This window comes from Afipia sp. P52-10 (assembly GCF_000516555.1).
Taxonomy (GTDB): Bacteria; Pseudomonadota; Alphaproteobacteria; order Rhizobiales; family Xanthobacteraceae; genus P52-10.
The window spans coordinates 1320987-1340717 of sequence record NZ_AZSJ01000007.1 but is presented as its reverse complement, the minus strand read 5'-3'; the positions used below and the strand labels follow the sequence as shown (position 1 = coordinate 1340717).

19 protein-coding genes are annotated in these 19731 nt (G+C 63.7%); 10 read left to right on the top strand and 9 right to left on the bottom strand.

Annotation, left to right across the window (positions count from 1 at the left end; all coding sequences use genetic code 11):
* Positions 1–18: 18 nt before the first annotated feature.
* From flgH to flgF, 4 genes are read right to left on the bottom strand one after another with little or no spacing between them, the layout of a single operon-like run.
* The gene (flgH, locus tag X566_RS23710) at positions 19–777 is read right to left on the bottom strand and encodes a flagellar basal body L-ring protein FlgH (protein WP_034472200.1); all 759 of its coding nucleotides are present in this window, start codon (positions 775–777) and stop codon (positions 19–21) included.
* A 6-nt stretch (positions 778–783) separates the two neighbouring features.
* Positions 784–1794, bottom strand: coding sequence for a flagellar basal body P-ring formation chaperone FlgA (flgA, locus tag X566_RS23705; RefSeq protein ID WP_051444468.1), 1011 nt, complete (start codon positions 1792–1794; stop codon positions 784–786).
* 12 nt (positions 1795–1806) lie between these two features.
* The gene (flgG, locus tag X566_RS23700; protein WP_034472198.1) at positions 1807–2595 is read right to left on the bottom strand and encodes a flagellar basal-body rod protein FlgG; all 789 of its coding nucleotides are present in this window, start codon (positions 2593–2595) and stop codon (positions 1807–1809) included.
* A gap of 12 nt (positions 2596–2607) precedes the next feature.
* The gene (gene flgF, locus X566_RS23695) at positions 2608–3375 is read right to left on the bottom strand and encodes a flagellar basal-body rod protein FlgF (RefSeq protein ID WP_034472197.1); all 768 of its coding nucleotides are present in this window, start codon (positions 3373–3375) and stop codon (positions 2608–2610) included.
* 365 nt (positions 3376–3740) lie between these two features.
* On the opposite strand from flgF, the gene fliL reads away from it, so the two are divergent.
* The 4 genes from fliL to X566_RS23675 are packed head-to-tail and all read left to right on the top strand — an operon-like array spanning position 3741 to position 6672.
* A complete protein-coding gene (fliL, locus tag X566_RS23690; RefSeq protein ID WP_034472194.1) occupies positions 3741–4229 on the top strand; it encodes a flagellar basal body-associated protein FliL in 489 nt (162 codons plus the stop codon).
* Between the two features lie 33 nt (positions 4230–4262).
* Complete coding sequence (gene fliM, locus X566_RS23685; RefSeq protein ID WP_034472192.1) at positions 4263–5462, top strand: flagellar motor switch protein FliM; 1200 nt, start codon at positions 4263–4265, stop codon at positions 5460–5462.
* Entirely contained in the window at positions 5459–5890 is a 432-nt protein-coding gene (locus tag X566_RS23680) for a DUF6468 domain-containing protein (protein WP_034472191.1), read from the top strand. Before fliM ends, X566_RS23680 begins: the two co-directional genes overlap by 4 nt.
* On the top strand, positions 5887–6672 hold the full coding sequence (locus X566_RS23675) for a MotE family protein (protein WP_034472190.1): 786 nt from the start codon (positions 5887–5889) through the stop codon (positions 6670–6672). The genes X566_RS23680 and X566_RS23675 overlap by 4 nt, the downstream gene beginning before the upstream one ends.
* Positions 6673–6740: 68 nt before the next feature.
* Here the strand turns inward: X566_RS23675 and X566_RS23670 are convergent, their stop codons facing one another.
* Positions 6741–7112, bottom strand: a complete 372-nt coding sequence (locus X566_RS23670; RefSeq protein WP_034472189.1) for a hypothetical protein — start codon at positions 7110–7112, stop codon at positions 6741–6743.
* Positions 7113–7250: 138 nt separating this feature from the next.
* Here X566_RS23670 and X566_RS24155 point away from each other — a divergent pair, with 138 nt between their 5' ends.
* Both X566_RS24155 and X566_RS23660 read left to right on the top strand, forming a co-directional pair.
* On the top strand, positions 7251–7898 hold the full coding sequence (locus X566_RS24155; protein WP_051444467.1) for a hypothetical protein: 648 nt from the start codon (positions 7251–7253) through the stop codon (positions 7896–7898).
* Positions 7899–8035: 137 nt separating this feature from the next.
* On the top strand, positions 8036–11584 hold the full coding sequence (locus X566_RS23660) for a tetratricopeptide repeat protein (RefSeq protein ID WP_244434862.1): 3549 nt from the start codon (positions 8036–8038) through the stop codon (positions 11582–11584).
* A gap of 126 nt (positions 11585–11710) precedes the next feature.
* Here the strand turns inward: X566_RS23660 and X566_RS24150 are convergent, their stop codons facing one another.
* The gene (locus tag X566_RS24150; protein WP_051444466.1) at positions 11711–12070 is read right to left on the bottom strand and encodes a hypothetical protein; all 360 of its coding nucleotides are present in this window, start codon (positions 12068–12070) and stop codon (positions 11711–11713) included.
* 107 nt (positions 12071–12177) lie between these two features.
* Positions 12178–13605: a short-chain fatty acyl-CoA regulator family protein gene (locus X566_RS23650; RefSeq protein WP_034472183.1), complete on the bottom strand. Its 1428-nt coding sequence runs from the start codon at positions 13603–13605 to the stop codon at positions 12178–12180.
* Between the two features lie 160 nt (positions 13606–13765).
* On the opposite strand from X566_RS23650, the gene X566_RS23645 reads away from it, so the two are divergent.
* Positions 13766–15376: an isocitrate lyase gene (locus tag X566_RS23645; RefSeq protein ID WP_034472181.1), complete on the top strand. Its 1611-nt coding sequence runs from the start codon at positions 13766–13768 to the stop codon at positions 15374–15376.
* Positions 15377–15581: 205 nt separating this feature from the next.
* Positions 15582–15953, top strand: a complete 372-nt coding sequence (locus X566_RS23635) for a VOC family protein (protein WP_034472175.1) — start codon at positions 15582–15584, stop codon at positions 15951–15953.
* Between the two features lie 114 nt (positions 15954–16067).
* On the opposite strand, the gene X566_RS23630 is transcribed toward X566_RS23635, so the two are convergent.
* Positions 16068–16973 carry a LysR family transcriptional regulator gene (locus tag X566_RS23630; RefSeq protein WP_034472173.1) on the bottom strand — a complete coding sequence of 302 codons (906 nt, stop codon included), beginning with the start codon at positions 16971–16973 and terminating at the stop codon, positions 16068–16070.
* Positions 16974–17096: 123 nt separating this feature from the next.
* On the opposite strand from X566_RS23630, the gene X566_RS23625 reads away from it, so the two are divergent.
* On the top strand, positions 17097–18068 hold the full coding sequence (locus X566_RS23625; protein ID WP_034472171.1) for a tripartite tricarboxylate transporter substrate binding protein: 972 nt from the start codon (positions 17097–17099) through the stop codon (positions 18066–18068).
* Between the two features lie 57 nt (positions 18069–18125).
* Entirely contained in the window at positions 18126–19331 is a 1206-nt protein-coding gene (locus X566_RS23620; RefSeq protein WP_051444465.1) for a CaiB/BaiF CoA-transferase family protein, read from the top strand.
* A 53-nt stretch (positions 19332–19384) separates the two neighbouring features.
* On the opposite strand, the gene X566_RS23615 is transcribed toward X566_RS23620, so the two are convergent.
* Positions 19385–19699: a SlyX family protein gene (locus X566_RS23615; protein ID WP_343213150.1), complete on the bottom strand. Its 315-nt coding sequence runs from the start codon at positions 19697–19699 to the stop codon at positions 19385–19387.
* Between the last annotated feature and the right edge of the window lie 32 nt (positions 19700–19731).

Here is a 19731-nt window from a genome sequence, read left to right as displayed (position 1 = left end):
CTGAAGACGGGGAAAGCGTCAGAAGGGCAGGAGCACGTCCAAAACCTGCTGCCCATAGCGTGGTTGCTGAACGTCGGTGATCTGGCCGCGTCCGCCATAGGCGATGCGGGCCTGGGCGATCTTGGTCGAGTCGATCGTGTTGTCGCTCTGGATATCCTCGGGCCTGACGATGCCGGCGACGATCAGTTCGCGGATCTCGAAGTTGACGCGGATTTCCTGGCGGCCTTCGACGACGAGGTTGCCGTTCGGCAGAATCTGCGTGACGACGGCGGCGACGCTGGTCTGCAACGCCTCCTGCCGGTTCACTGAACCCTTGCCGTCGCTTTGAGCGGTCGAATCCGCCGACAGAATCTTGCCCGGCATCGCCAGCGCCGCCTTGCCGGAGAGCAGCTTGCTGCCTGCGAAATCGGAGATGCCGGAGTCCTCCTTGTTGGTGCGGCTGCGCTTGGTCTCGTTGTCGAACGTCGCCTTGTCGGTGATGTTGACGGTGACGGTGAGCAGGTCGCCGACCTGTCGCGCGCGCTGGTCCTTGAAGAAGGCGCGCGAGCCGTTGCGCCACAGCGAATTCGGGCTGTAGCTTGCCGCCTGCGGCGTCGGCATCGGCATCTGCACCGGCTTGTAGCCGGGTTGTGCGGTCGGATTTTCAATCGCGGACAGCGCGGGCTTCTCGCCGATCGCCGACAGACGCTCGATCGAGGAGCAGCCGCTCGCGGTGAGGGCAAGAACGAGCAGGCCAACCGGGGTGAAGAGACGCGATGGAATACGGTACGAAACCATGATGACTTACTCTTGGGTTGGCGCGCCGGAGGCCGGCGTGTTCGCAAGCGAAGCGGAGAGACGGGGAGCGGGCGCCGTCATCGCAACCTGGCCGGGGCCAGTCACGATGCCCTGCACCACGCGCTTGGACTGCAGGTTCATGACGTTGACGGTGTCGCCTTCGGCGCCGGCGTCCATCGCCTTGGCGCGCATCGTCAGGGTGAGACCGGGAGCGGCATAGACAAGCGAGACGTTCTGATCGCGCTGCACCAGGTCGGCCTTGGCGAGATCGGCGACCCGCAGCGGCTGGCCCGCGCGGACCCCCTTTCGCATCTGCATGCCGATCGCCCGATCGCGTGTTGCGGCGTCGAAGCCGACCTCCGCTTTCGGGCGGCGTTCGATGGCGATGTCGGCAGCGCGTAGCACTTCACCGCGTTCGACGGTGCGCGTTACCACGGCCGCCTCGACGGTTTCGATTGCCGTGCCGGTGAAGCGCAGCCGCGTCGGTGGTAGGCCTTGATCGCGGGCGAGTTCGAACGTGACGTCGAAGCGCGCATGGCGGGGCTCGTAGCGTGCGGACAGCAGTACGAGATTGCCGCGATGACTGGCATCGAGCTGCAGTACGCGAATGTCCCGGTCGAAGGTCAGCGCGAGATTGGCCGCTTCGCCCAGTCCGTTGCGCCGCTCCAGCGCCCGGCCGACTTCCGTTTCGATATCCTTCTGCGACAGCGTGCGCGCCTCGCGCGTCACCGCCACCTCGCGAAGGTCGTTGGTGGCGATGCCGATCACATTGTGCGCGCGCAGCGCATCGAGCACCTGGACGACCGGCACCACGCCGGTGGTCCCGAGATCGGGAGCGCGGAATACGGCAACCGACGCCATTTCGCCGGCGTTGTCGACGAAGTCGCCGATCCGCACCACTTCGCTGCTGACGGTGACGTTGGCGCGCAGGGTTGGTGTAACCAGCGAGGTCTGTGCGAAAGCGCCAGTCGTCACCTGCAGCAGCAGTGCGAAAGCCGGCAGAATGATCCGTGTCATCGTGCGTCTCCGTTAGCGCAGCATCGCAGTGGTGGATTGCAGCATCTGGTCGGTCGCGCTGATCACCTTGGCGTTCATCTCGTAGGCGCGCTGTGCCGCGATCAGGTCGGAAATCTCCGACACGGCTTCGACGTTCGCCTGTTCGAGGTTGCTCTGCAGCAGGTCGCCATAACCGGGCTGCCCGCCGAGACCGACTTGCGGCGCGCCCGAGGCCGGCGTCTCCAGATACAGGTTGTCGCCCATTGATTGCAGACCGGCCTTGTTGATGAACAATGCCATTTCGATCTGGCCGATCTGCGTCGGCGTGGTCGAACCTGCCGGCGTCACCGACACCTGGCCCTGCTGGTTGATCGTGAGACCGGTAGAGTTCTGCGGAACGGTGATACCCGGCTGGATCAGGTAGCCCTGCGAGGTGGTGATGCGCCCCTGCTGGTCCATTTCGAACGAGCCGTCGCGGGTGTAGGCGGTCCGACCATCAGGCAGCAGAACCCGGAAAAAGCCTTCGCCGCGGATCGCGACGTCGAGATCCTTGCCAGTCGGCAGCATGTTGCCCTGGCTCATCACCCGCGGCGTGCCTGCGGTGCGCACGCCCGAGCCGATCTCGATGCCGACCGGCAAGATGTTGCCCTGGTCCGATGTCTGCGTGCCGACGCGGCGCTGGTGCTCGTACAACAGATCCTGAAATTCCGCGCGCTGCTTCTTGTAAGCAGTGGTGCGCATGTTGGCGATGTTGTTGGAGATGACCTGGACGTTGAGTTCCTGGGCCATCATGCCGGTCGCCGCGGTATGGAGTGCGCGCATGGTCTAGTCTCCTCAGGCCGGCACGTCGGCGAGACGTTCGATCGACGTCTTCCGCAAGTCGTTCTGCTGCTGCATCAGGGTGCTGATGCCAGTGTAAGCACGCATCACCTCGATCATCTTTGCCATTTCAGCGACACCAGAGACGTTCGATTTCTCGATCATCCCCTGGCGGACATTGGCGACAGTCGAGACCTGGGCGTTCACGCCTTCGGGCGCGCTAAACAGGTTCGAGCCCTGCTTTTCCAGGCGCTGCGGCTGGTCGAAGGTGACGATGCGCAGCTTGCCGCGCAACGCGGCGACGTTGGTGGTCTGGCCTTCGCGCACCGTGATAGTGCCGTCATTGCCGATCGTGATATCCTGATCGCCGGGCTGGAAGGTGATCGGGCCGTTTGTGCCGATCACCGGGTGGCCGTCGGTGGTGACGAGCTGACCCTGGGCATTGATCTGGAATGCGCCGTTGCGGGTGTAGCGTTCGTTGCCGTTGGCCTGCACCGTGAAGAAGGCGTTGCCGTCCAGCGTCACGTCGAGGGGATTGCTGGTACGCTCCACCGGGCCTTGGCCGAAGTCATGCCAGGTTGCGCGGTCCTGCACGAAGCTGACGCGGCGATCGCTGCCGACAAAGCTGTCGATATGCGCCGGCGAGCGCAGAAACTCCTCGAACACGGTCTTGTCGGCCTTGTAGCCGCTCGTGTTCACGTTCGCGACGTTGTTCGCAATCACGCCAAGCTGGCGCTCGAGCGAAATCTGCCGCGACAATCCGACGAGAAGCGTGTTCTCCATCGGTCAATCTCCCCTGATTCAGAAACCGACGGGCTCTCCCAAGCCGGTCCGTTTCGCCGCAAGCGGCGGCTCTCCCAAGCCGGTCGCTTGCCTGACCCTCAGCGAAGACCATGCCAACGAAGAAACAGCAGTTAGATCAATGTTTTGATTGGTCAGGAGGAGGGCCCGCGGGACGGCAATAAGGAATTATTGACCATACCTCCCGGCAAATTTTTCCTATCTGAACGAAGAATTAAAGGTTCCGTTAACCATTGCGACCGCATCGTCGCCTCATTCACGGGGCGCGTGTGCGCCGGCGGCGTTGTATCGCGTTTCAGGCCTGTCGGGCGGCATCGAACTCATCCGGACCACCGGTCGGGGCGGCGATGGCGGACAACGAAGTATCGGAAGAGGGTACGGGCGAGGCCCCGGCCAAATCCAAACGTAAGCTGATCATGATCGCCGCGGCTGCGGCCGTGCTGCTCGTTGGTGGTGGCGCAGGCGGTTACGTCATGCTCTTCAAAAAGAAGGATCACGACAAGGTGGCGGAAGCGCCGCCGCCGTCGAAGCCGATCTTCGTCGATGTACCGGAGCTGCTGGTCAACATGAATGTCGGGCCCGGCGAACGCATCCAATACCTGAAGATCAAGGTGGTGCTCGAGGTGAAGGACCAGCCGGTAGTGGCGCAGATCACGCCGAACATTCCGCGTATGGTCGATATCTTCCAAACCTATCTGCGCGAAGTGCGGCCGACTGACCTGCAGGGCTCGGCCGGCATGTTTCGCCTCAAGGAGGAGCTGACCCGCCGTGTCAACGTCACCATCGCTCCCAGCCAGGTGAGCGCGGTGCTGTTCAAGGAAATCCTGGTGCAGTGATGCGTATGACCCACGGCCAGATGGACCGGACCCATGGCACCCAGCGATAACGTCGATCAGGATGCGCTTGCCGCGCAATGGGGCGCCTCGCTCGACTCCGAGGATCCGGAGACGGCAGCGGCGGAGGCTGCGGCCAACGAGATGTCGGAGGCGATGGCCGAGCAATGGGCCGCCATGGTCGATGACGGCAGCCGCAATCTCTCCAGCAAGGCCAGCGGCGAGCGGGTCCTGTCGCAGGAAGAGATCGACAATCTGCTCGGCTTCAGCGTCGGCGAGGTCAATCTCGATGACAATTCGGGCATTCGCGCCATCATCGATTCAGCGATGGTGTCGTACGAACGCCTGCCGATGCTGGAGATCGTCTTCGACCGCCTGGTGCGGCTGATGACGACATCGTTGCGCAACTTCACTTCCGATAACGTCGAAGTGTCGCTCGACCGCATCACCTCGGTCCGCTTCGGCGACTACATGAACTCGATCCCGCTGCCGGCGGTGCTGGCGGTGTTCAAGGCTGAGGAGTGGCAGAATTTCGGGCTCGCTACCGTCGACTCCAGCCTGATCTATTCGATGATCGACGTGTTGCTTGGCGGCCGCCGCGGCCAGCCGTCGCTGCGCATCGAGGGGCGCCCTTACACGACGATCGAGACAAACTTGGTCAAGCGGCTGATCGAGGTGGTGCTTGCCGATACCGAGCAGGCATTCCGGCCGCTATCGCCGGTGACACTGACGATCGACCGGCTGGAGACCAATCCGCGCTTTGCCGCCATCAGCCGTCCCGCCAACGCCGCGATCCTGGTGCGTCTGCGCATCGACATGGAGGACCGCGGCGGCAACGTCGAGCTCCTGATTCCGTATGCGACCATCGAACCGATCCGCAACGTGCTGTTGCAGATGTTCATGGGCGAGAAGTTCGGTCGCGACCCGATCTGGGAAGGCCACCTCGCGACCGAAATCGGCAAGGCGCAGATCGCTGTCGAGGCTGTGCTCTATGAGGCGGAGATCCCATTGCGTCAGTTGATGAAGCTCGAGGTTGGTGACACGCTGCCACTGGAGATGCGCTCCGATGCGCTGGTATCGGTGCGTTGCGGTGCGGTGACGTTGACCGAAGGGCGGATGGGTCGGGTCGGCGATCGGGTTGCGATCCGCGTCACCAAGCCGCTGCGCAAGCCGCACACGACCTACGCGATGTTCGAGAAGGCCGACGAGACCACCAAGATGATGGAGGCACAATGAATCCGACATTCGGACTCGTGATCGAGAGCCTGGTGGCGGCGCTGCTGCTGCTGACGATCGCCTATTGCATCATGCTGAACAAGCGTCTGAAGCTCCTGCGGAATGACGAGCAGTCGCTGAAGGCGACGATCGGCGAGCTGATCACCGCCACCGAAATCGCCGAGCGGGCGATCGCCGGACTGAAGGTGACGGTGCGCGAGTGTAACGACAACATCGGTGGTCAGCTTTCGAGCGCGGCAACCATGTGCGAGCGGCTCGAGAGCCATGTCGAGGCCGGCGAGGTTGTGGTGCAGCGGTTGTCGCGCATCGCAGTGGCCGCAAAGGTCAAGCCGGAAGACGCAGCTCCGCAGCCCCGCAGCGCCAAAGCGATCGCGGCCGCCGCCGAGGCCTTCACCGCTCGTAGAAAGGCGAATGGTCTCGCTGCATGACGCGTCGTCGCGACTTCCGTCTGATCCCGATCCTGCTGGTGGCCACCGGTTGCCTGGCGGTGTTGAAGATTGCCGGGATCGTGCTCGACGGCGGCTACGTGCTGCTCGATGAGAGAGCGCCGCACAGGCCGTTGTCGTGGGCGCAGCAGACGCTGAACTATCCGGTGCCGGGCGGGCGGGGCGAGCCGCCGGATATCACGGGCTCGGTGGAGAGCGCAAAGCCCAAGGAGGTGCCAAGTCCTGTCAGCGAGACGCGCCCGGCGGAAGTCGTGGTTGCGCAGAGCGGCACGTCATTCGACAGTCAGCCGGCCGGTCAGCAGATGCCGCCGGCCGAACGTGCGGTGCTGGAGCGGCTGCAGGAACGTCGCAAGGAGCTGGAGACGCGCGCGCGTGAGGTCGATATTCGCGAGAGCCTGTTGCGGGCTGCGGAGAAGCGCATTGAATCGAAGGCGGATGAAATAAAGAGTGTCGAGACGCGCATCTCGGCAGCGAACCAGCAGAAGGAAGAGGCGGACAACGCGCGCTTCAAGAGCATCGTCACGATGTACGAGAACATGAAGCCGAAGGATGCGGGACGAATCTTCGATCGCCTCGAAATGGCGGTGCTGATCGAAGTGGCGTCACGGATGAAGCCGCAGAAGATGGCGGATGTGCTGGCGCAGATGTCGCCGGAAGCCGCTGAACGCCTGACCGTTGAACTTGCGCGCCGCTCTGGTGGCGTCGGCATGGCGGCATCGATCTCGGCATTGCCGAAGATCGAAAGCAGGCCTTCCAACAACTGAGGCCGGCTCCATCGTCAGCTTTCGCAGCGCGATGATTGAGCATCCCGCCGTACACACCATCTCAGGTCTCAGTGCTGCGGGCTTTCGATACGGTCGCGGGTGATCGTGGTGCGCGGGTTTTCAGGCACGGCTGCGGGCGGCGGCGTTGCCGCTCCCTCTGTCTTGGTGTCTGACTTGCCATCGTCCTTGGATCGGCCGCTGTCCTTTGCGTCGTCTTCGAACATCGGTGATTTCTGCCAATAGAGCATGCTCGGCCGCGAATCGGGCGGCGGAGTCGGGTTCGGCGGTTCGACGCGAAACGTGCTGCTGGTGCCGATGCCGGTGGTCACGCTGCGGTCGGCGTTGGGACGGATGCTACTGTTGCTCTGCGCGTGTAGCGGACTGCATGCCAGCATGCCGCACGCGCAAACGACGCTTGCGCGCCAGACGATCGACCGCATGAAACGCTCCTCACTGCTTCGTAAAGCAACGGCTGCACGTTGCGGATGTTCCACACCGCGTCAGGTGCGTCGTGTTGACAGACGTTTAGCGGCCGGAAGATAGTTGTGCTGGGCTTGTTGTTTTGCTTGGGGGCCTTGATGGAGAAGGTTGCGGTTGCGATCGCAGCGGCGTGTCTTGTCGGATATGCGACCAGCGCGGCGGCGGAATGTGATTTCGACAAGCCGGTCGGAAGTTGCACGGCCCGATTTCAGATTCTGAGCGCGTCCGGCTCCAAGCCGAGCTACCGAGCCGAAGTTGCGTTGCATTCCAGCGCGCCGCGGTGTTCGAAGATCGAATGGTACCTCGACAGCACGCCCCATAGCACGATCCTGAAAACGGCGAACTCGGATACGGACAGCGTGTTCGGAACGTCGCCGATTGCTGCTGCGAACATTTCGATTCAGAAGTGTACGGTCTATGCCGAGAAGCAGGCCCCGGGCGGTCCGGCCGGGGGCGCTGCGTCCAGGAATGCCCGTTACGGCGCGTGTGCCGATAACGCCGAGGCGCGGCGCTTGCTCGACAGTTATGACTCGGAGCCGAATGCGACGCTCGCGGGCTCGCTCGCCAACATGCGCAAGAACTTGCCCGCGCTCAGGTCGATGCTGGCGAGAACTCAGGGTTACCGCTCCGATGCCGACTTCTATGGACCAAACAAGGCCAAGATCGAGAGCGAGATCGGCGCGCTGCAGCAGCGCGTGGACTGGAATGCGAACGCGATCCGGGTGCTGGAGCGATGCTCGGGATAAGCGCCGGGCCCGAGTTGTGCCGCGGTCGTTAATGGAGTCTTAAACGCGCGACTCTAGGGTTGGCGGGCAAGCAACGGCGTGAGGCCGTCTGCAGAGACACGTCAAACATGATGCGTGGGGGCCCCTGCGAATCCTGGTTGCGCGCTCGCCTTGTCGCGGGCGTGCTTGCGCGCGCCCTCCGGACACCGTCGCGTTACGCCATGCTTGCAGCGCTGCCGCTGGTTCTCGCAGCACCCGCGCAGGCGCAAGTGCCGGTGAGGGGGACCGCCGTCCTCAGCAAGCCCGGTAATTACGCGCGGCTGGTGTTCAAGCTGCAGCGGGACGTGGAGGCCGATGTCCGTACCGCCGGCTCGATCCTGATCGTCCGTTTCCAGAAACCGGTTGATGTTAACGTCGGCAAGTTAGCGGACGCGGCGCCCGATTACGTCAGCATGGCGCGCACCGACCCGGACGGCAGCGCGGTTCGCCTTGCGCTTGCGCGCAAGGTGACGCCCAATGTGATGGTTGCGGGCGAGCGGCTGTTCATCGATCTTCTGCCGGACAATTGGACTGGTCCGCCCCCGCCGCTTCCCGCAGAGGTGATCAAGGAGTTGGCCGATCGGGCCAAGGAGGCGGAGCGGTTGCTGCGGCAGAAGGAAGCTGCGGCTGCGGTCAAGAAGAAACCGCCGATCCGCGTGCGCGCTTCCACCCAGCCGACCTTCACCCGCTACGTGTTCGAATTGCCGGGCGGTGAGGGCGTCTCGACGATCCTGAACAAGGATCGCCTGACGCTGAATTTCGATGTCTCGCTGACATTTGATCTCGCCGACGCCATTGTTGCATCGGCACCAAACGTCGCTTCGATCACGCAGAATGCTGAGGGCGATACCACCGCCGTCACCATCATGCTGATCGGCGATGCGGATGTGCACGCATTCCGCGAGGAGAAGAACTACGTTGTCGATATCGGCTTCGCCTCACGGCAGGACGTTCAGCCGACAATCGAGGCGCTGCCCAAGGTACCAGCAGGCCCCCCGGCCACCGTGCCGCGGGCGGTTGCGCCGTCCGTGCCGCAACGCGCTGGCGAACTGATTGGTCCATCCGCGCCGGAGCCGCCGAAGCCAGCCGCTCCGCAGGCAAATGGCCAGACCGCATCCGATGCGACGCCCGCGGCGGGGGCTGCGATTCCTCCGCCGGCGACACCTTCTGCCAACGTTGCACGTGACAGCGAGCCGCCGAAACGCACCGAGGCGTCGCTGATCACCGGCGACACCACCGCCGTCACCGTCAAGCGCGATAGCGAAGGCCTGCGCTTGACCGTGCCGTTTGCCACGCCCACCGCGGCGGCCATGTTCGTGCGTGCCGATGCGTTGTGGATGGTGTTCGACAGCGAACCGCCGCTCGATATCAGCCAGATCACGCGCGACGGCGGCCCGATCGTGCGCGACGCGTTACAGGTGCCGCTGCCGGGCGGACAGGCGATCCGTATCCGTCTCAATCGGCCGCAACTCGTCGGGGTCGGCAACGACGGCCAGAACTGGATCGTGCACGCGGCGGACACGCTGCAACAGGCGCCGCAGCCGCTCGTGGCCATGCGCAATATCGCTGACCATGCGCGTGCGAGTGTCACCGTTCCGCTCGCGCAGCCAGGTCGTCTGCATCGACTGATCGATCCCGACGCAGGCGATGTATTGCTGGCTATCACTGCGCCGCTGCCCGCGCGCGGCTTCGTCAAGCGGCAGAATTTTGTCGAGTTCACACTGCTCGAGTCCGTCCACGGCATCGTGTTGCAGCCGAATTCCGAGGACGTCCAGGCCGAACTCGCCGCGGACAAAGTCGTGATCGGCCGTCCGGGCGGGCTGACGCTGTCGCCTGTCGAGACGGCGCCGGAGCGTGCCGCCGTCAGCGCCAAGGCATTGTTCGATGTTGCTGCTTGGCGCGCCGACAAGGAGGCCGATTTCATCCAGCGGCGCGATGAGCTGTGGCGCGCGGCTGCGGAAGCGAGCGGCGGGGACCGTGCGGCCGCGCGGCTCGAACTGACGCGCTTTTACATGGCCCACGCGCTCTATCCCGAAGCGCGCGCCACCATCGATGCGTTCTTCGGTGATCAGGTTCCGGGCGCCGACGACTCCAATTTGCTGATCGTGCGGGCGCTCGCGCACACGCTGTCCGGCTTTCCCGATCGTGGGCTGAAGGATCTCGCAAATCCGGCCGTCGGCGCCGGCTACGACGCGCGCGTTTGGAAGGCGATCGCACTCGCGCGCCTTGGCAAGTGGGCGGACGCGCGCGAGCTGTTCAAGGGCGTGGATTTCGCCATCGGCGCGCTGCCGGTGGATTTGCAGCGGATCGCCATTCTCGACGCGCTGCGCGCCTCACTCGAGGTGCGCGACTATGCTGGCGTGTCTGCGCGGCTGAACGAGCTTGATATCGTCGGCGTTCCGGCGGACCGCCAAGGCTATCTCGCCCTATTACGCGGCCGGATGGCCCAGGCGCTCGGCCGTGAGAAGGATGCGCTGGCCGATTTCCGCGCGGCGGCAGCCTCATCGGATCGTATCTCGGCGTCGGAGGCGAAGCTTTACGAGGTCGAGCTCGCGCAAATGCGCGGCGAGATGAGCGACGAGCAGGCGAGAGCCGAGCTCGAAACGCTGGCGATGACATGGCGTGGCGATCTGGTCGAGGTGCGAACCTTGCAGCAGCTTGCGCGGCTCTACGAGAAGAACGGCAGCTATCGCGAGGCCTTGCTGGCGGCGCGGATGGCGACGCGGCTGTACCCGAATGCGGAGCCGGCCCGGCAGATGCAGGATGCGGCATCGGCGCTGTTCGTCGAGCTGTTCAACGGCACCAAAGCGGACGAGATGCCGCCAGTGCAGGCGCTGGCTTTGTTCTACGAATTCCAGGAATTGACCCCGATCGGCCGTCGCGGCGACGAGATAATCCGTCGTCTGGCGGATCGCCTTGCGAGCGTCGATCTGCTCGATCAGGCGAGCGAGCTCTTGCAGTATCAGATCGATCACCGGCTCGAAGGCTCGGCGCGCGCGCATGTCGCCTCGAAGCTTGCGATGCTCTACCTGACCAACCGCAAACCGGACCGGGCATTGGCCGCGCTACGCGCGACGCGCATCGCCGATCTCGCCGGCGAGTTGCGTCAGCAACGCCTGCTGCTGGAGGCACGCGCGCAGAGCGACGTCGGCCGTCACGATCTGGCGATCGACATCATTGCAAACCTAGCTGGACGCGAGGCGATCCGCCTACGCTCAGATATCTTCTGGGCGGCGCGACGCTGGCGCGAGGCATCCGAACAGATCGAACTGCTCTATGGCGAGCGCTGGAAGGATTTCCAGCCGCTGACGCCATTCGAGAAGGGCGATATCATTCGCGCAGCGATCGGCTACTCGCTGGCCGACGATGCGATCGGCCTGTCGCGGCTGAAAGAGAAGTTCGCCGCTAAGCTCGCCGAAGAGACCGATCGCGAGGCATTCGGAACGGCGACGCAGCTTGCCGCCGCTAACAGCGCTGAGTTCGCGGCGATTGCGAAGATGGCGGCCTCGGTCGACACACTCGACGGCTTCCTGCGCGAGATGCGCCACCGCTTCCCGGAGATGGCGTCGCGTGCGGCGGCGCCGCAAGCGAAGGCTGCGCCTGATCCGATGCCGACCGGCGCGCTGCCGGCGATCAAGGGGACGCGGCGCGCGGAGGCGCGGCGCTAGTGTGATGGTTCAGAAGTTCCTCTGAATCGAATCCGACGTTCACTGCAGCCTTGTTCCGCAATGTGACGAACTCCGGATTGGAGAGACGAGGTCGCGCTGCTCTTGGCGCTTCCCGTCGCATGCCACTCAGCGGCGGGCGCGTTTGCGGGCACGGGGTGCCGGGGCGGGCGGCTCGTTGACGTAATACGACCACGGATTTGGTTCGCAATCGCCGCCGGGCGGTCCGATGATGGCGGCCCGGCATTGCCCGTAGGTGTAGTAGCTGCAATCCGACCAGCCGGAGAACCAGCGGCCGCTGCGGCGCAGGCACCATGCGTAGCCGCGATCGCCGCCATTATCGTCGTAGTAGCGGACCGCGCCGTTCGGCTCGCGGCGGGCCGTGGCTGCCTCTGCTTGCGATATGGCCGCAGCGCCGATGGTGACGAGGACGGCTGCGGTCAGGCCGCGCTTGATCAGGGTCGAAACGGTCGCTGTCGCAATCGTCATGGCAACTCCTTCTGGCTGAAAACACCGCCGCATGCGCGTCTATTCCTGCAGTCCAGCGATCGACGTGAAGTGCGGCAGTACGAGGGCGGCGCAGGGCCTGTTCACATTTAGCTATCCGAGAAGCCGAACGGAACGCTGAGCCTGCGGAAATCGTCGGGCAGCAGTTCGCGGCCGATCGGTAGCGCCGATCGTGCGGCGCAATGCGGCCGATGGCAGACCCGGCAAGCGACGCCGATCGGCGTCGGTGTACTAGCGTCCGGTCCGGCCCCGCCGCGGGTGTAGATCAGGCGGCTTGCGTGCTCCGCTGCGCAGCCGACCGCGATGGCGCGATCCACCCGCGCGGCTCCGAACGCGCCGCCGCCGGCCGTCACCGTGCGGGCGATCGAAAAGAAGCGCTGGCCGTCCGGCAGCTCGAGCCATTGGGTGACGATCTGGCGCGGCGTCGAGAAGACCCGATGAACCGACCACAACGGACACGCGCCGCCATGGCGGGCGAACGGAAAGCCTGCGCCGTCGAGCAGCTTCGAGACGTTGCCGGCCGGATCCACGCGGATCAGGAAGAACGGCACCTTCTCCTGGCCGGGCCGTTGCAATGTGGTGATGCGATGCGCGGTCTGTTCGAAGCTGGTGCCGAACTGGCGCGCCAGGGCCTCAAGATCGTAGTGGCGGGCTTCGGCGGCCTTGGCAAAGGCGGAGTAGGGCATGATTAGCGCTGCGGCGGCGTAACCCGCCAGCGCGCGACGGGCGAGCAACTCGCCGCTCTCGGTGGCGAAGTGGCCGGCTTCGACGGCGGCACGAATCTCGTCCTCCATTTCGAGATAGGCGAGTTGCTGCGCGAGCTGGAAGTTCAGGCTTGCGGTGTCGAGCGAGTCGTCGAGCAGGAGCTGGCGGCGATGCCGGTCAAGCCGTCTGGTGGAGCCGAGCATCACCTCCGGCGGCAGATGACGAACGGTGAGGTTGTGGCGGATTTTCAGCCGTTCGATGAAGCCGCTCTGGCCACTGGCCACCTGCACCAGACGCTCCGCGGCGTCGTCGAGTTGCGGAAAATTGTTGCGCCGCGCGGCCAGGAAACGGCGGACTTCGGCGACCGGGTCGTTGGCATCGATGTCACCGAAATGGGCGCCGCCGGTTCCCTTGCCGCCGCGGTCGGCCAGCGCAAGCTGCTCCTCGCGATAGGCGGTGTAGAGGCGCAGGAACGCTTCAGTGATGCCCGGATAGCTCGTCGCCACGTCGCTAACCTCTAGCGACGGCATGTCGATGTCGGCGAACATCGGGTCCTTTAACACCGCCTGCATCCGCGCGGTGTGATCGGCGCCGCCGTCGCCGGCGAGGTCGGCGATGTCGATCTTGTAGGTGCGGGCGAGGCGCAGCAGCATGTCCGCCGTCACCGGCCGCTGGTTCCGCTCGAGCAGCGCCACATAGGAACCGGAAATGTCTAGGTCCGCCGCCATATCGGCCTGGGTCAGACCGAGGTCGCGCCGGATCCGCCGCAGGCGCGGCCCCATGAAGACGGAACGGGTGCTTTGCGTGGCCATTCGTGCCATTCCCTCTGGCAGATGGATGTAATTTCCTTACAGCATTACATGGAAAGTTTGTAAAGTATGACAAGTTGTCTGCGAAACCCCTCCCGCGGAGATATGAAGGGTGTATGCAGGTCCCAGACAACTTTCTGTCAGTGACGAAGGGACCAGCGACATGATCTATCAAGGCCCGGCTCCTTATAAGAGCCAGATCGATAACGCGGACAAGCTCATCAAGAGCAAGGGCGCCAGCTGGGATGGCATCAGCGGCGAGGCGGTCGCCCGTATGCGCCTGCAGAACCGCTTCAAGACCGGCCTCGACATCGCCCGCTATACCGCGGCGTTGATGCGCAAGGACATGGCGGCTTACGATGCCGACCCGACCAAATACACCCAGTCGCTCGGCTGCTGGCACGGCTTCATCGCCCAGCAGAAGCTGATCTCGATCAAGAAGCACTTCGGCAACACCGATCGCCGCTACCTCTACCTGTCCGGCTGGATGGTCGCCGCGCTGCGTTCAGAGTTCGGTCCGCTGCCGGATCAGTCGATGCACGAGAAGACCTCGGTGCCGGCGCTGATCGAAGAGCTCTACACCTTCCTGCGCCAGGCCGATGCACGCGAGCTCGGCGGCCTGTTCCGCGAGATCGACGAAGCGCGCAAGGCTGGCGACAAGGCGAAGGAAAAGGCGCTGATCGAGAAGGTCGACAACTTCCAGACCCACGTCGTTCCGATCATCGCTGACATCGACGCCGGCTTCGGCAACGCCGAAGCGACCTACCTGCTGGCGAAGAAGATGATCGAGGCGGGCGCCTGCGCGCTGCAGATCGAGAACCAGGTGTCGGACGAGAAGCAGTGCGGCCACCAGGACGGCAAGGTGACCGTGCCGCATGACGTGTTCATCGCCAAGGTGCGCGCGGTGCGTTACGCATTCCTCGAACTCGGCGTGGAAGACGGCATCATCGTCACCCGAACCGACTCGCTCGGCGCAGGCCTCACCCAGCAGATCGCGTTCTCGAGCAAGCCGGGTGACATCGGCGACCAGTACAACAGCTTCCTCGACTGCGAGGAGATCACGGCGGCCAACGGTGCAAACGGTGACGTGGTCATCAACCGCGACGGCAAGCTGATGCGTCCGAAGCGGCTGCCGAGCAACCTGTATCAGTTCCGTCCGGGCACGGGCGAGGACCGCTGCGTGCTCGACTGCATCACCTCGCTGCAGAACGGCGCGGACCTGCTCTGGATCGAGACCGAGAAGCCGCACGTCGAGCAGATCGCGGGCATGGTTGACCGCATCCGCAAGGTGATCCCGAACGCGAAGCTGGTTTACAACAACTCGCCGTCGTTCAACTGGACGCTGAACTTCCGCTGGCAGGTGTACGATGCGTGGAAGGAAGCCGGTAAGGACGTGTCGAAGTACAAGCGCGAAGACCTGATGAAGGTCGAGTACGACAACACGCCGCTGGCGGCCGAAGCCGACGAGAAGATCCGCACCTTCCAGGCGGATGCGGCCAAGCGCGCCGGCATCTTCCACCACCTGATCACGCTGCCGACCTATCACACGGCGGCGCTGTCCACCGACAACCTTGCCAAGGAGTACTTCGGCGACAAGGGCATGCTCGGTTACGTGAAGGGCGTCCAGCGCGAGGAGATCCGTCAGGGGATCGCCTGCGTGAAGCACCAGAACATGGCCGGCTCCGACATCGGTGACGACCACAAGGAGTACTTCGCCGGCGAGGCGGCGCTGAAGGCTGGTGGCGCGCACAACACGATGAACCAGTTCGCCTGACCGTGACGGTTACAGGCCCGGACTGTCCGGGCCTGACATCGCCAGAAGATTGAAGACGCCGTGCGGTTCGCCCGCCCGGCGTCTTTGTTTTTTGTAGCTCTTGTTCGCGAGAATACTTTTCTCCAACCCCTGGCGCCGTGTAGGGTGCTGCAAGCGGTTCACGAGATCGCTCAAACCCATAGGGACAACTGGGAGGACGAAACGCATGTTTTCGCACGTCATGATCGGCACGAACGATCTGGAGAAGGCCAAGGATTTCTACGACAAACTGCTCGGCACGATCGGCGTTTCGCCCGGCAAGGTTGACCGTCATCGTGTCTTCTACCGGACCCCGACCGGGACGTTTTCGGTTTCGAAGCCGATCAACGGCCAGCCGGCGACGGCCGCCAACGGCGGCACGATCGGCTTCCTCTGCAACTCGCCGGAGCAGGCGAAAGCCTGGCACGACACCGGCGTCGCCAATGGCGGCACCACCTGCGAGGATCCGCCGGGCATTCGCGAAGGCACCAAGGTTTATCTCGCCTACCTGCGCGACCCAGACGGCAACAAGCTCTGCGCGCTGCACCGGATTCCGTGAGCCGGATAACAGATACTGACGTCATGTGAGAAAGAATGCTGTGCCCTCCGGCGCAGCATTCTTTTTTTGACGGCGCGAATTTTCACGGTGCGGATGGTGTCGGTTTCCACAGCGCTACGCCCTTCTGCCGATCTTTCCGAACGCGCTGCGGACGTGCCCGACAAACCGCGCGGCGGCGGGTGACAGGCTGCGGCCCACGCGGCGGATGAGAAAGACCTCGCGACCGAGCGCGGGGCGCACCAGCGGCTTGGTCACGAGCGTCGGGAACTGATTGCGATCGACGATGTAATCCGGCTGAACGGCGATGCCGAGGCCGGCGGCGCTCATCGACAGCGCGGTGTTGAATAGCGAGACTTCGAAGGTTGGAACGAACGTTTTCTCAAACTTGGCAAGTTCTCTGTCGATGTCGCTCCTGATCTGCGTCTCCCGGCGCATGGCTATGGTCGGAAACGAGGCGAGTTCATCCCAAGAGATATGCTTCCTGGCCGCGAACGCACCCTCGTTGATGCCAACTGCGCTCAGGCGTCCCTTCAGGATCGGCTCGACTGTCACATCCGGGTTCTCGGATTTGACGCTGCCCAGCGCGAATTCGGCTTCGCTCGTCAGCATCTTGCCGACGATCTCGTGGGCGGGCGCGTCATAGATTACAATGTCGATCCCCGGATGCGCTTTGCGAAAGGCAGCCAGGATCGGCGGCATGAAGGTCGATGCCATGCCCGCAGATGCCGCAAACGCCACCTTGCCGCTATTGACGTCGTTGAGGTTGCGCATGTGGCTCGTGAGGCCGGATGCCGCCGTCAGGATCTGCTCGGCGGCGATGATGGCCTGGGTCGCAGCACTCGTCGGATAGAGCGCACGGGTGGTCCGGTCGAACAGCCGCAAGCCGAAAATATCCTCCAGTTGCTGGAGCTGCAAACTGACCGCCGATTGTGTCAGCCCAAGCTGCGCAGCCGCGCGGGTGAGATTGCCGGCTCGATAGACTTGGACGAAGATTTGCAGCTGCCGGATCGATAGATTCATAAGTTTTACCAATGGAGTTATCTCGAAATAGCACATTAACTTGATAATCGGGATTTGCTAGCTCCCTTCGAGTTGGCGCGACCGGGCCTGCCGGGCCCATGCTTTCGAGGGGACGGGTACCAAATGATGTTGCTGCGAGGTGTCTTCGCTCTTTTGTTCGGCTTGTTGTTGGCCGCCGCGGCTCCGGCGCATGCCGACGAGGCATATCCCGCGCGGCCCCTGCGCATTGTTGTGCCGTATCCTCCGGGAGCGATCACGGATGCGCTTTGCCGTATTGTTGCGACCGAACTGGGCAAGGTCGTCGGCCAAACCATCATCGTCGAGAACAAGCCCGGCGGCGGCACCGTCATCGGCACACAGGCGGTGAAGAATTCGCCAGCCGACGGCTACACTGTGCTGCTGCAGCTCGGCGCGCTGGTCAGCAACGTTTATTCCTTGAAGCAGCCAGGTTATGCGCTTGAGGACTTCACGCCGATCAGCATGCTCGGCCAGAGCGCCTATGTGCTGATCATCTCCTCGAAATATCCGTTCCAGACGTTGCAGGAGCTGATCGCCTACGGCAAGGCACATCCTGGCGAGCTGAATTACTCGCTGACCGGCGGCGGCGGCGCGCAGGCGGTGATCGGCTCGAAGATGAAGCGAGCCACCGGGATTGAATGGACGGATATCAACTACAAGGGCGGAGCCGAGGCGACGCAGGCGGTGATGAGCGGCAACGTGCATTTTTCGCTGCCGACGCAGGGCGCGCCCTTGATACATGTCAATCCCGACAAGCTGCGGCTCGTCGCCGTCACCAGCGAGAAGCGGCTAGAGTTCCTGCCGGAGGTGCCGACCTTCAAGGAGCTCGGTTATCCGTCGATCGTCGATCAGACGTGGTTTGGTTTGTTCGTTCGCTCGCAGGTGCCATCGCCGGTGATCGACAGGCTCAAATCCGCGATGGCGGAAGTGATGAAATCGGAGACGATGCAAGCGCATCTGAAGACTCTGCGTATCTCGCCCTATGAAGGCGCGCTCGAGGACGTTCCTGCTAAGATGCAACGGGAGCTTGCGGAGTTCACCGAAGAGGCGAAGAAGCTTGGCATCGAGCCGCAGTAATCCCCGAAAGCTTCACCGTCTGATCCCGATCTGCTTGCGCCACTACCGGAGATTATCATGCGTCCGCTCGAGGGAATCCGCGTCATCGATTTGACGCACGTGCTCGCCGGCCCGTTCGCCACGCATCAGCTTTGCATGCTGGGCGCCGATGTCATCAAGGTGGAGAAGCCGGGGCAGGGCGATCAGACACGGGGGCTCGCCCTGCGGCCGGAGCTGAAGGGGCTCGCGCCGGGCTTCGTTGCTCTCAACGCCGGCAAGCGTTCGGTGGTGGTCGATCTTAAGACCGATCATGGGCGTGGCGTCGTCGAGCAATTGGTGGCGACGGCGGACGTGTTCGTGGAGAACTTCCGTCCCGGCAAGGCGGCGAAGCTGGGCCTGACGCCGGATCGCCTGCAGGCGATCAATCCGCAATTGATCTACTGCTCGATCTCCGGTTGGGGGCAGGTTGGGCCGAATGCATCCCGTCCGGCCTACGATCATGTCATTCAGGCGGCTACCGGCATGATGTCGTTGCAGGGCGACGATTCGGCCGCTCCGCCGACGAAGGTCGGCTTTCCCGTGGTCGATATCGGCACTGGCATGTCGGCGGCAAACGCGATCCTCGCCGCGCTGCTGAGGCGCGCCCGTGGTGATACCGCCCCCATCGTGCTCGACGTGTCGATGGTGGATGCCTCCGCGCAGTTGATGAGCGGCATGGTCGCGAGCTATTGGCTTGCCGGTACGGCGCCCCAGCGCGTCGGCAATCGCGGCTTTGTCGGCAGTCCGGGTTCCGACACGTTCCCCACTGCAGAGGGGTGGATATCGACGGCGGCAAACACGCTGCGCCAGTTTCAGGCGCTCTGCACGGTGCTCGGTCGTGCCGACATCGTCACTGACAAGACGCTGCTGCCGACGCTGCCCGACTCGCCCGATGGATTCCTTACCGATCTCGCCAACAAGGCGGTGCGCGACGAACTGGTGAAGGCGTTCGCGGCGGAGAGCGCCGACTCGTGGGAAGAGAAATTGATGGCAGCGGGTGTGCCGGCGTCGAAGGTGCAGACGGTGGCGTCCTATCTCGACGGGCATTATTTGCGCACAGGCGGCGCGCACGCGCAGCTTGCTATGCATCCGCTTGGCGGAAGCGCGCCGGCTCAAATTCTGAACGAGGGCTACCGCTGGGCGGGCGAAGCGCCGATGCGCGCCGGCGCGCCCCCGAAACTTGGCGAGCATACCGAGGATGTTCTCGAGGAGCTGGCCGCGGGCGGCGCGAAAGTGCGGGCTTAGAGCATTTGGCCGAGGCGTTGTCTTTCCGGCTTGGCCTCATCCCGAGTTGCGTTTCAGTAATGCGGCGGCGGTTCGTTGCGGACCGGCGCCGCATTCTTTTCCGCTTCCTGAAGCCTCTCATTGAGCGCTGCAATTTGCCGTGTATGCAGTTCGATCAGCTTCCACTGCTCGAGGATGATCGCGTTCAACTTGTCGATGGTGTCGTCCTGGAACGAAAGCTTCGTTTCCAGTTCGGTCAAGCGACGCTCAGTGTCGGGTTTCTCTGCCATCGATACGTTTTCAACGTTGTCCAACAAGGAGTGCCCGCTGCTGATAGGACGGCAGGGGAAGTATAGCGCGTTTCGCTGCTGGCTGCCGTCGCTTTGCATCAAGTTCTCCGCCGTCCGCCGGCACAGTGTGA

Bases quoted from the DNA above. Each gene is read 5' to 3' on its own strand.
- flgH (WP_034472200.1), bottom strand. From the start codon at position 777: ATGGTTTCGTACCGTATTCCATCGCGTCTCTTCACCCCGGTTGGCCTG.
- flgA (WP_051444468.1), bottom strand. From the start codon at position 1,794: ATGACACGGATCATTCTGCCGGCTTTCGCACTGCTGCTGCAGGTGACG.
- flgG (WP_034472198.1), bottom strand. From the start codon at position 2,595: ATGCGCGCACTCCATACCGCGGCGACCGGCATGATGGCCCAGGAACTC.
- flgF (WP_034472197.1), bottom strand. From the start codon at position 3,375: ATGGAGAACACGCTTCTCGTCGGATTGTCGCGGCAGATTTCGCTCGAG.
- fliL (WP_034472194.1), top strand. From the start codon at position 3,741: ATGGCGGACAACGAAGTATCGGAAGAGGGTACGGGCGAGGCCCCGGCC.
- fliM (WP_034472192.1), top strand. From the start codon at position 4,263: ATGGCACCCAGCGATAACGTCGATCAGGATGCGCTTGCCGCGCAATGG.
- X566_RS23680 (WP_034472191.1), top strand. From the start codon at position 5,459: ATGAATCCGACATTCGGACTCGTGATCGAGAGCCTGGTGGCGGCGCTG.
- X566_RS23675 (WP_034472190.1), top strand. From the start codon at position 5,887: ATGACGCGTCGTCGCGACTTCCGTCTGATCCCGATCCTGCTGGTGGCC.
- X566_RS23670 (WP_034472189.1), bottom strand. From the start codon at position 7,112: ATGCGGTCGATCGTCTGGCGCGCAAGCGTCGTTTGCGCGTGCGGCATG.
- X566_RS24155 (WP_051444467.1), top strand. From the start codon at position 7,251: ATGGAGAAGGTTGCGGTTGCGATCGCAGCGGCGTGTCTTGTCGGATAT.
- X566_RS24150 (WP_051444466.1), bottom strand. From the start codon at position 12,070: ATGACGATTGCGACAGCGACCGTTTCGACCCTGATCAAGCGCGGCCTG.
- X566_RS23650 (WP_034472183.1), bottom strand. From the start codon at position 13,605: ATGGCCACGCAAAGCACCCGTTCCGTCTTCATGGGGCCGCGCCTGCGG.
- X566_RS23645 (WP_034472181.1), top strand. From the start codon at position 13,766: ATGATCTATCAAGGCCCGGCTCCTTATAAGAGCCAGATCGATAACGCG.
- X566_RS23635 (WP_034472175.1), top strand. From the start codon at position 15,582: ATGTTTTCGCACGTCATGATCGGCACGAACGATCTGGAGAAGGCCAAG.
- X566_RS23630 (WP_034472173.1), bottom strand. From the start codon at position 16,973: ATGAATCTATCGATCCGGCAGCTGCAAATCTTCGTCCAAGTCTATCGA.
- X566_RS23625 (WP_034472171.1), top strand. From the start codon at position 17,097: ATGATGTTGCTGCGAGGTGTCTTCGCTCTTTTGTTCGGCTTGTTGTTG.
- X566_RS23620 (WP_051444465.1), top strand. From the start codon at position 18,126: ATGCGTCCGCTCGAGGGAATCCGCGTCATCGATTTGACGCACGTGCTC.
- X566_RS23615 (WP_343213150.1), bottom strand. From the start codon at position 19,699: ATGCAAAGCGACGGCAGCCAGCAGCGAAACGCGCTATACTTCCCCTGC.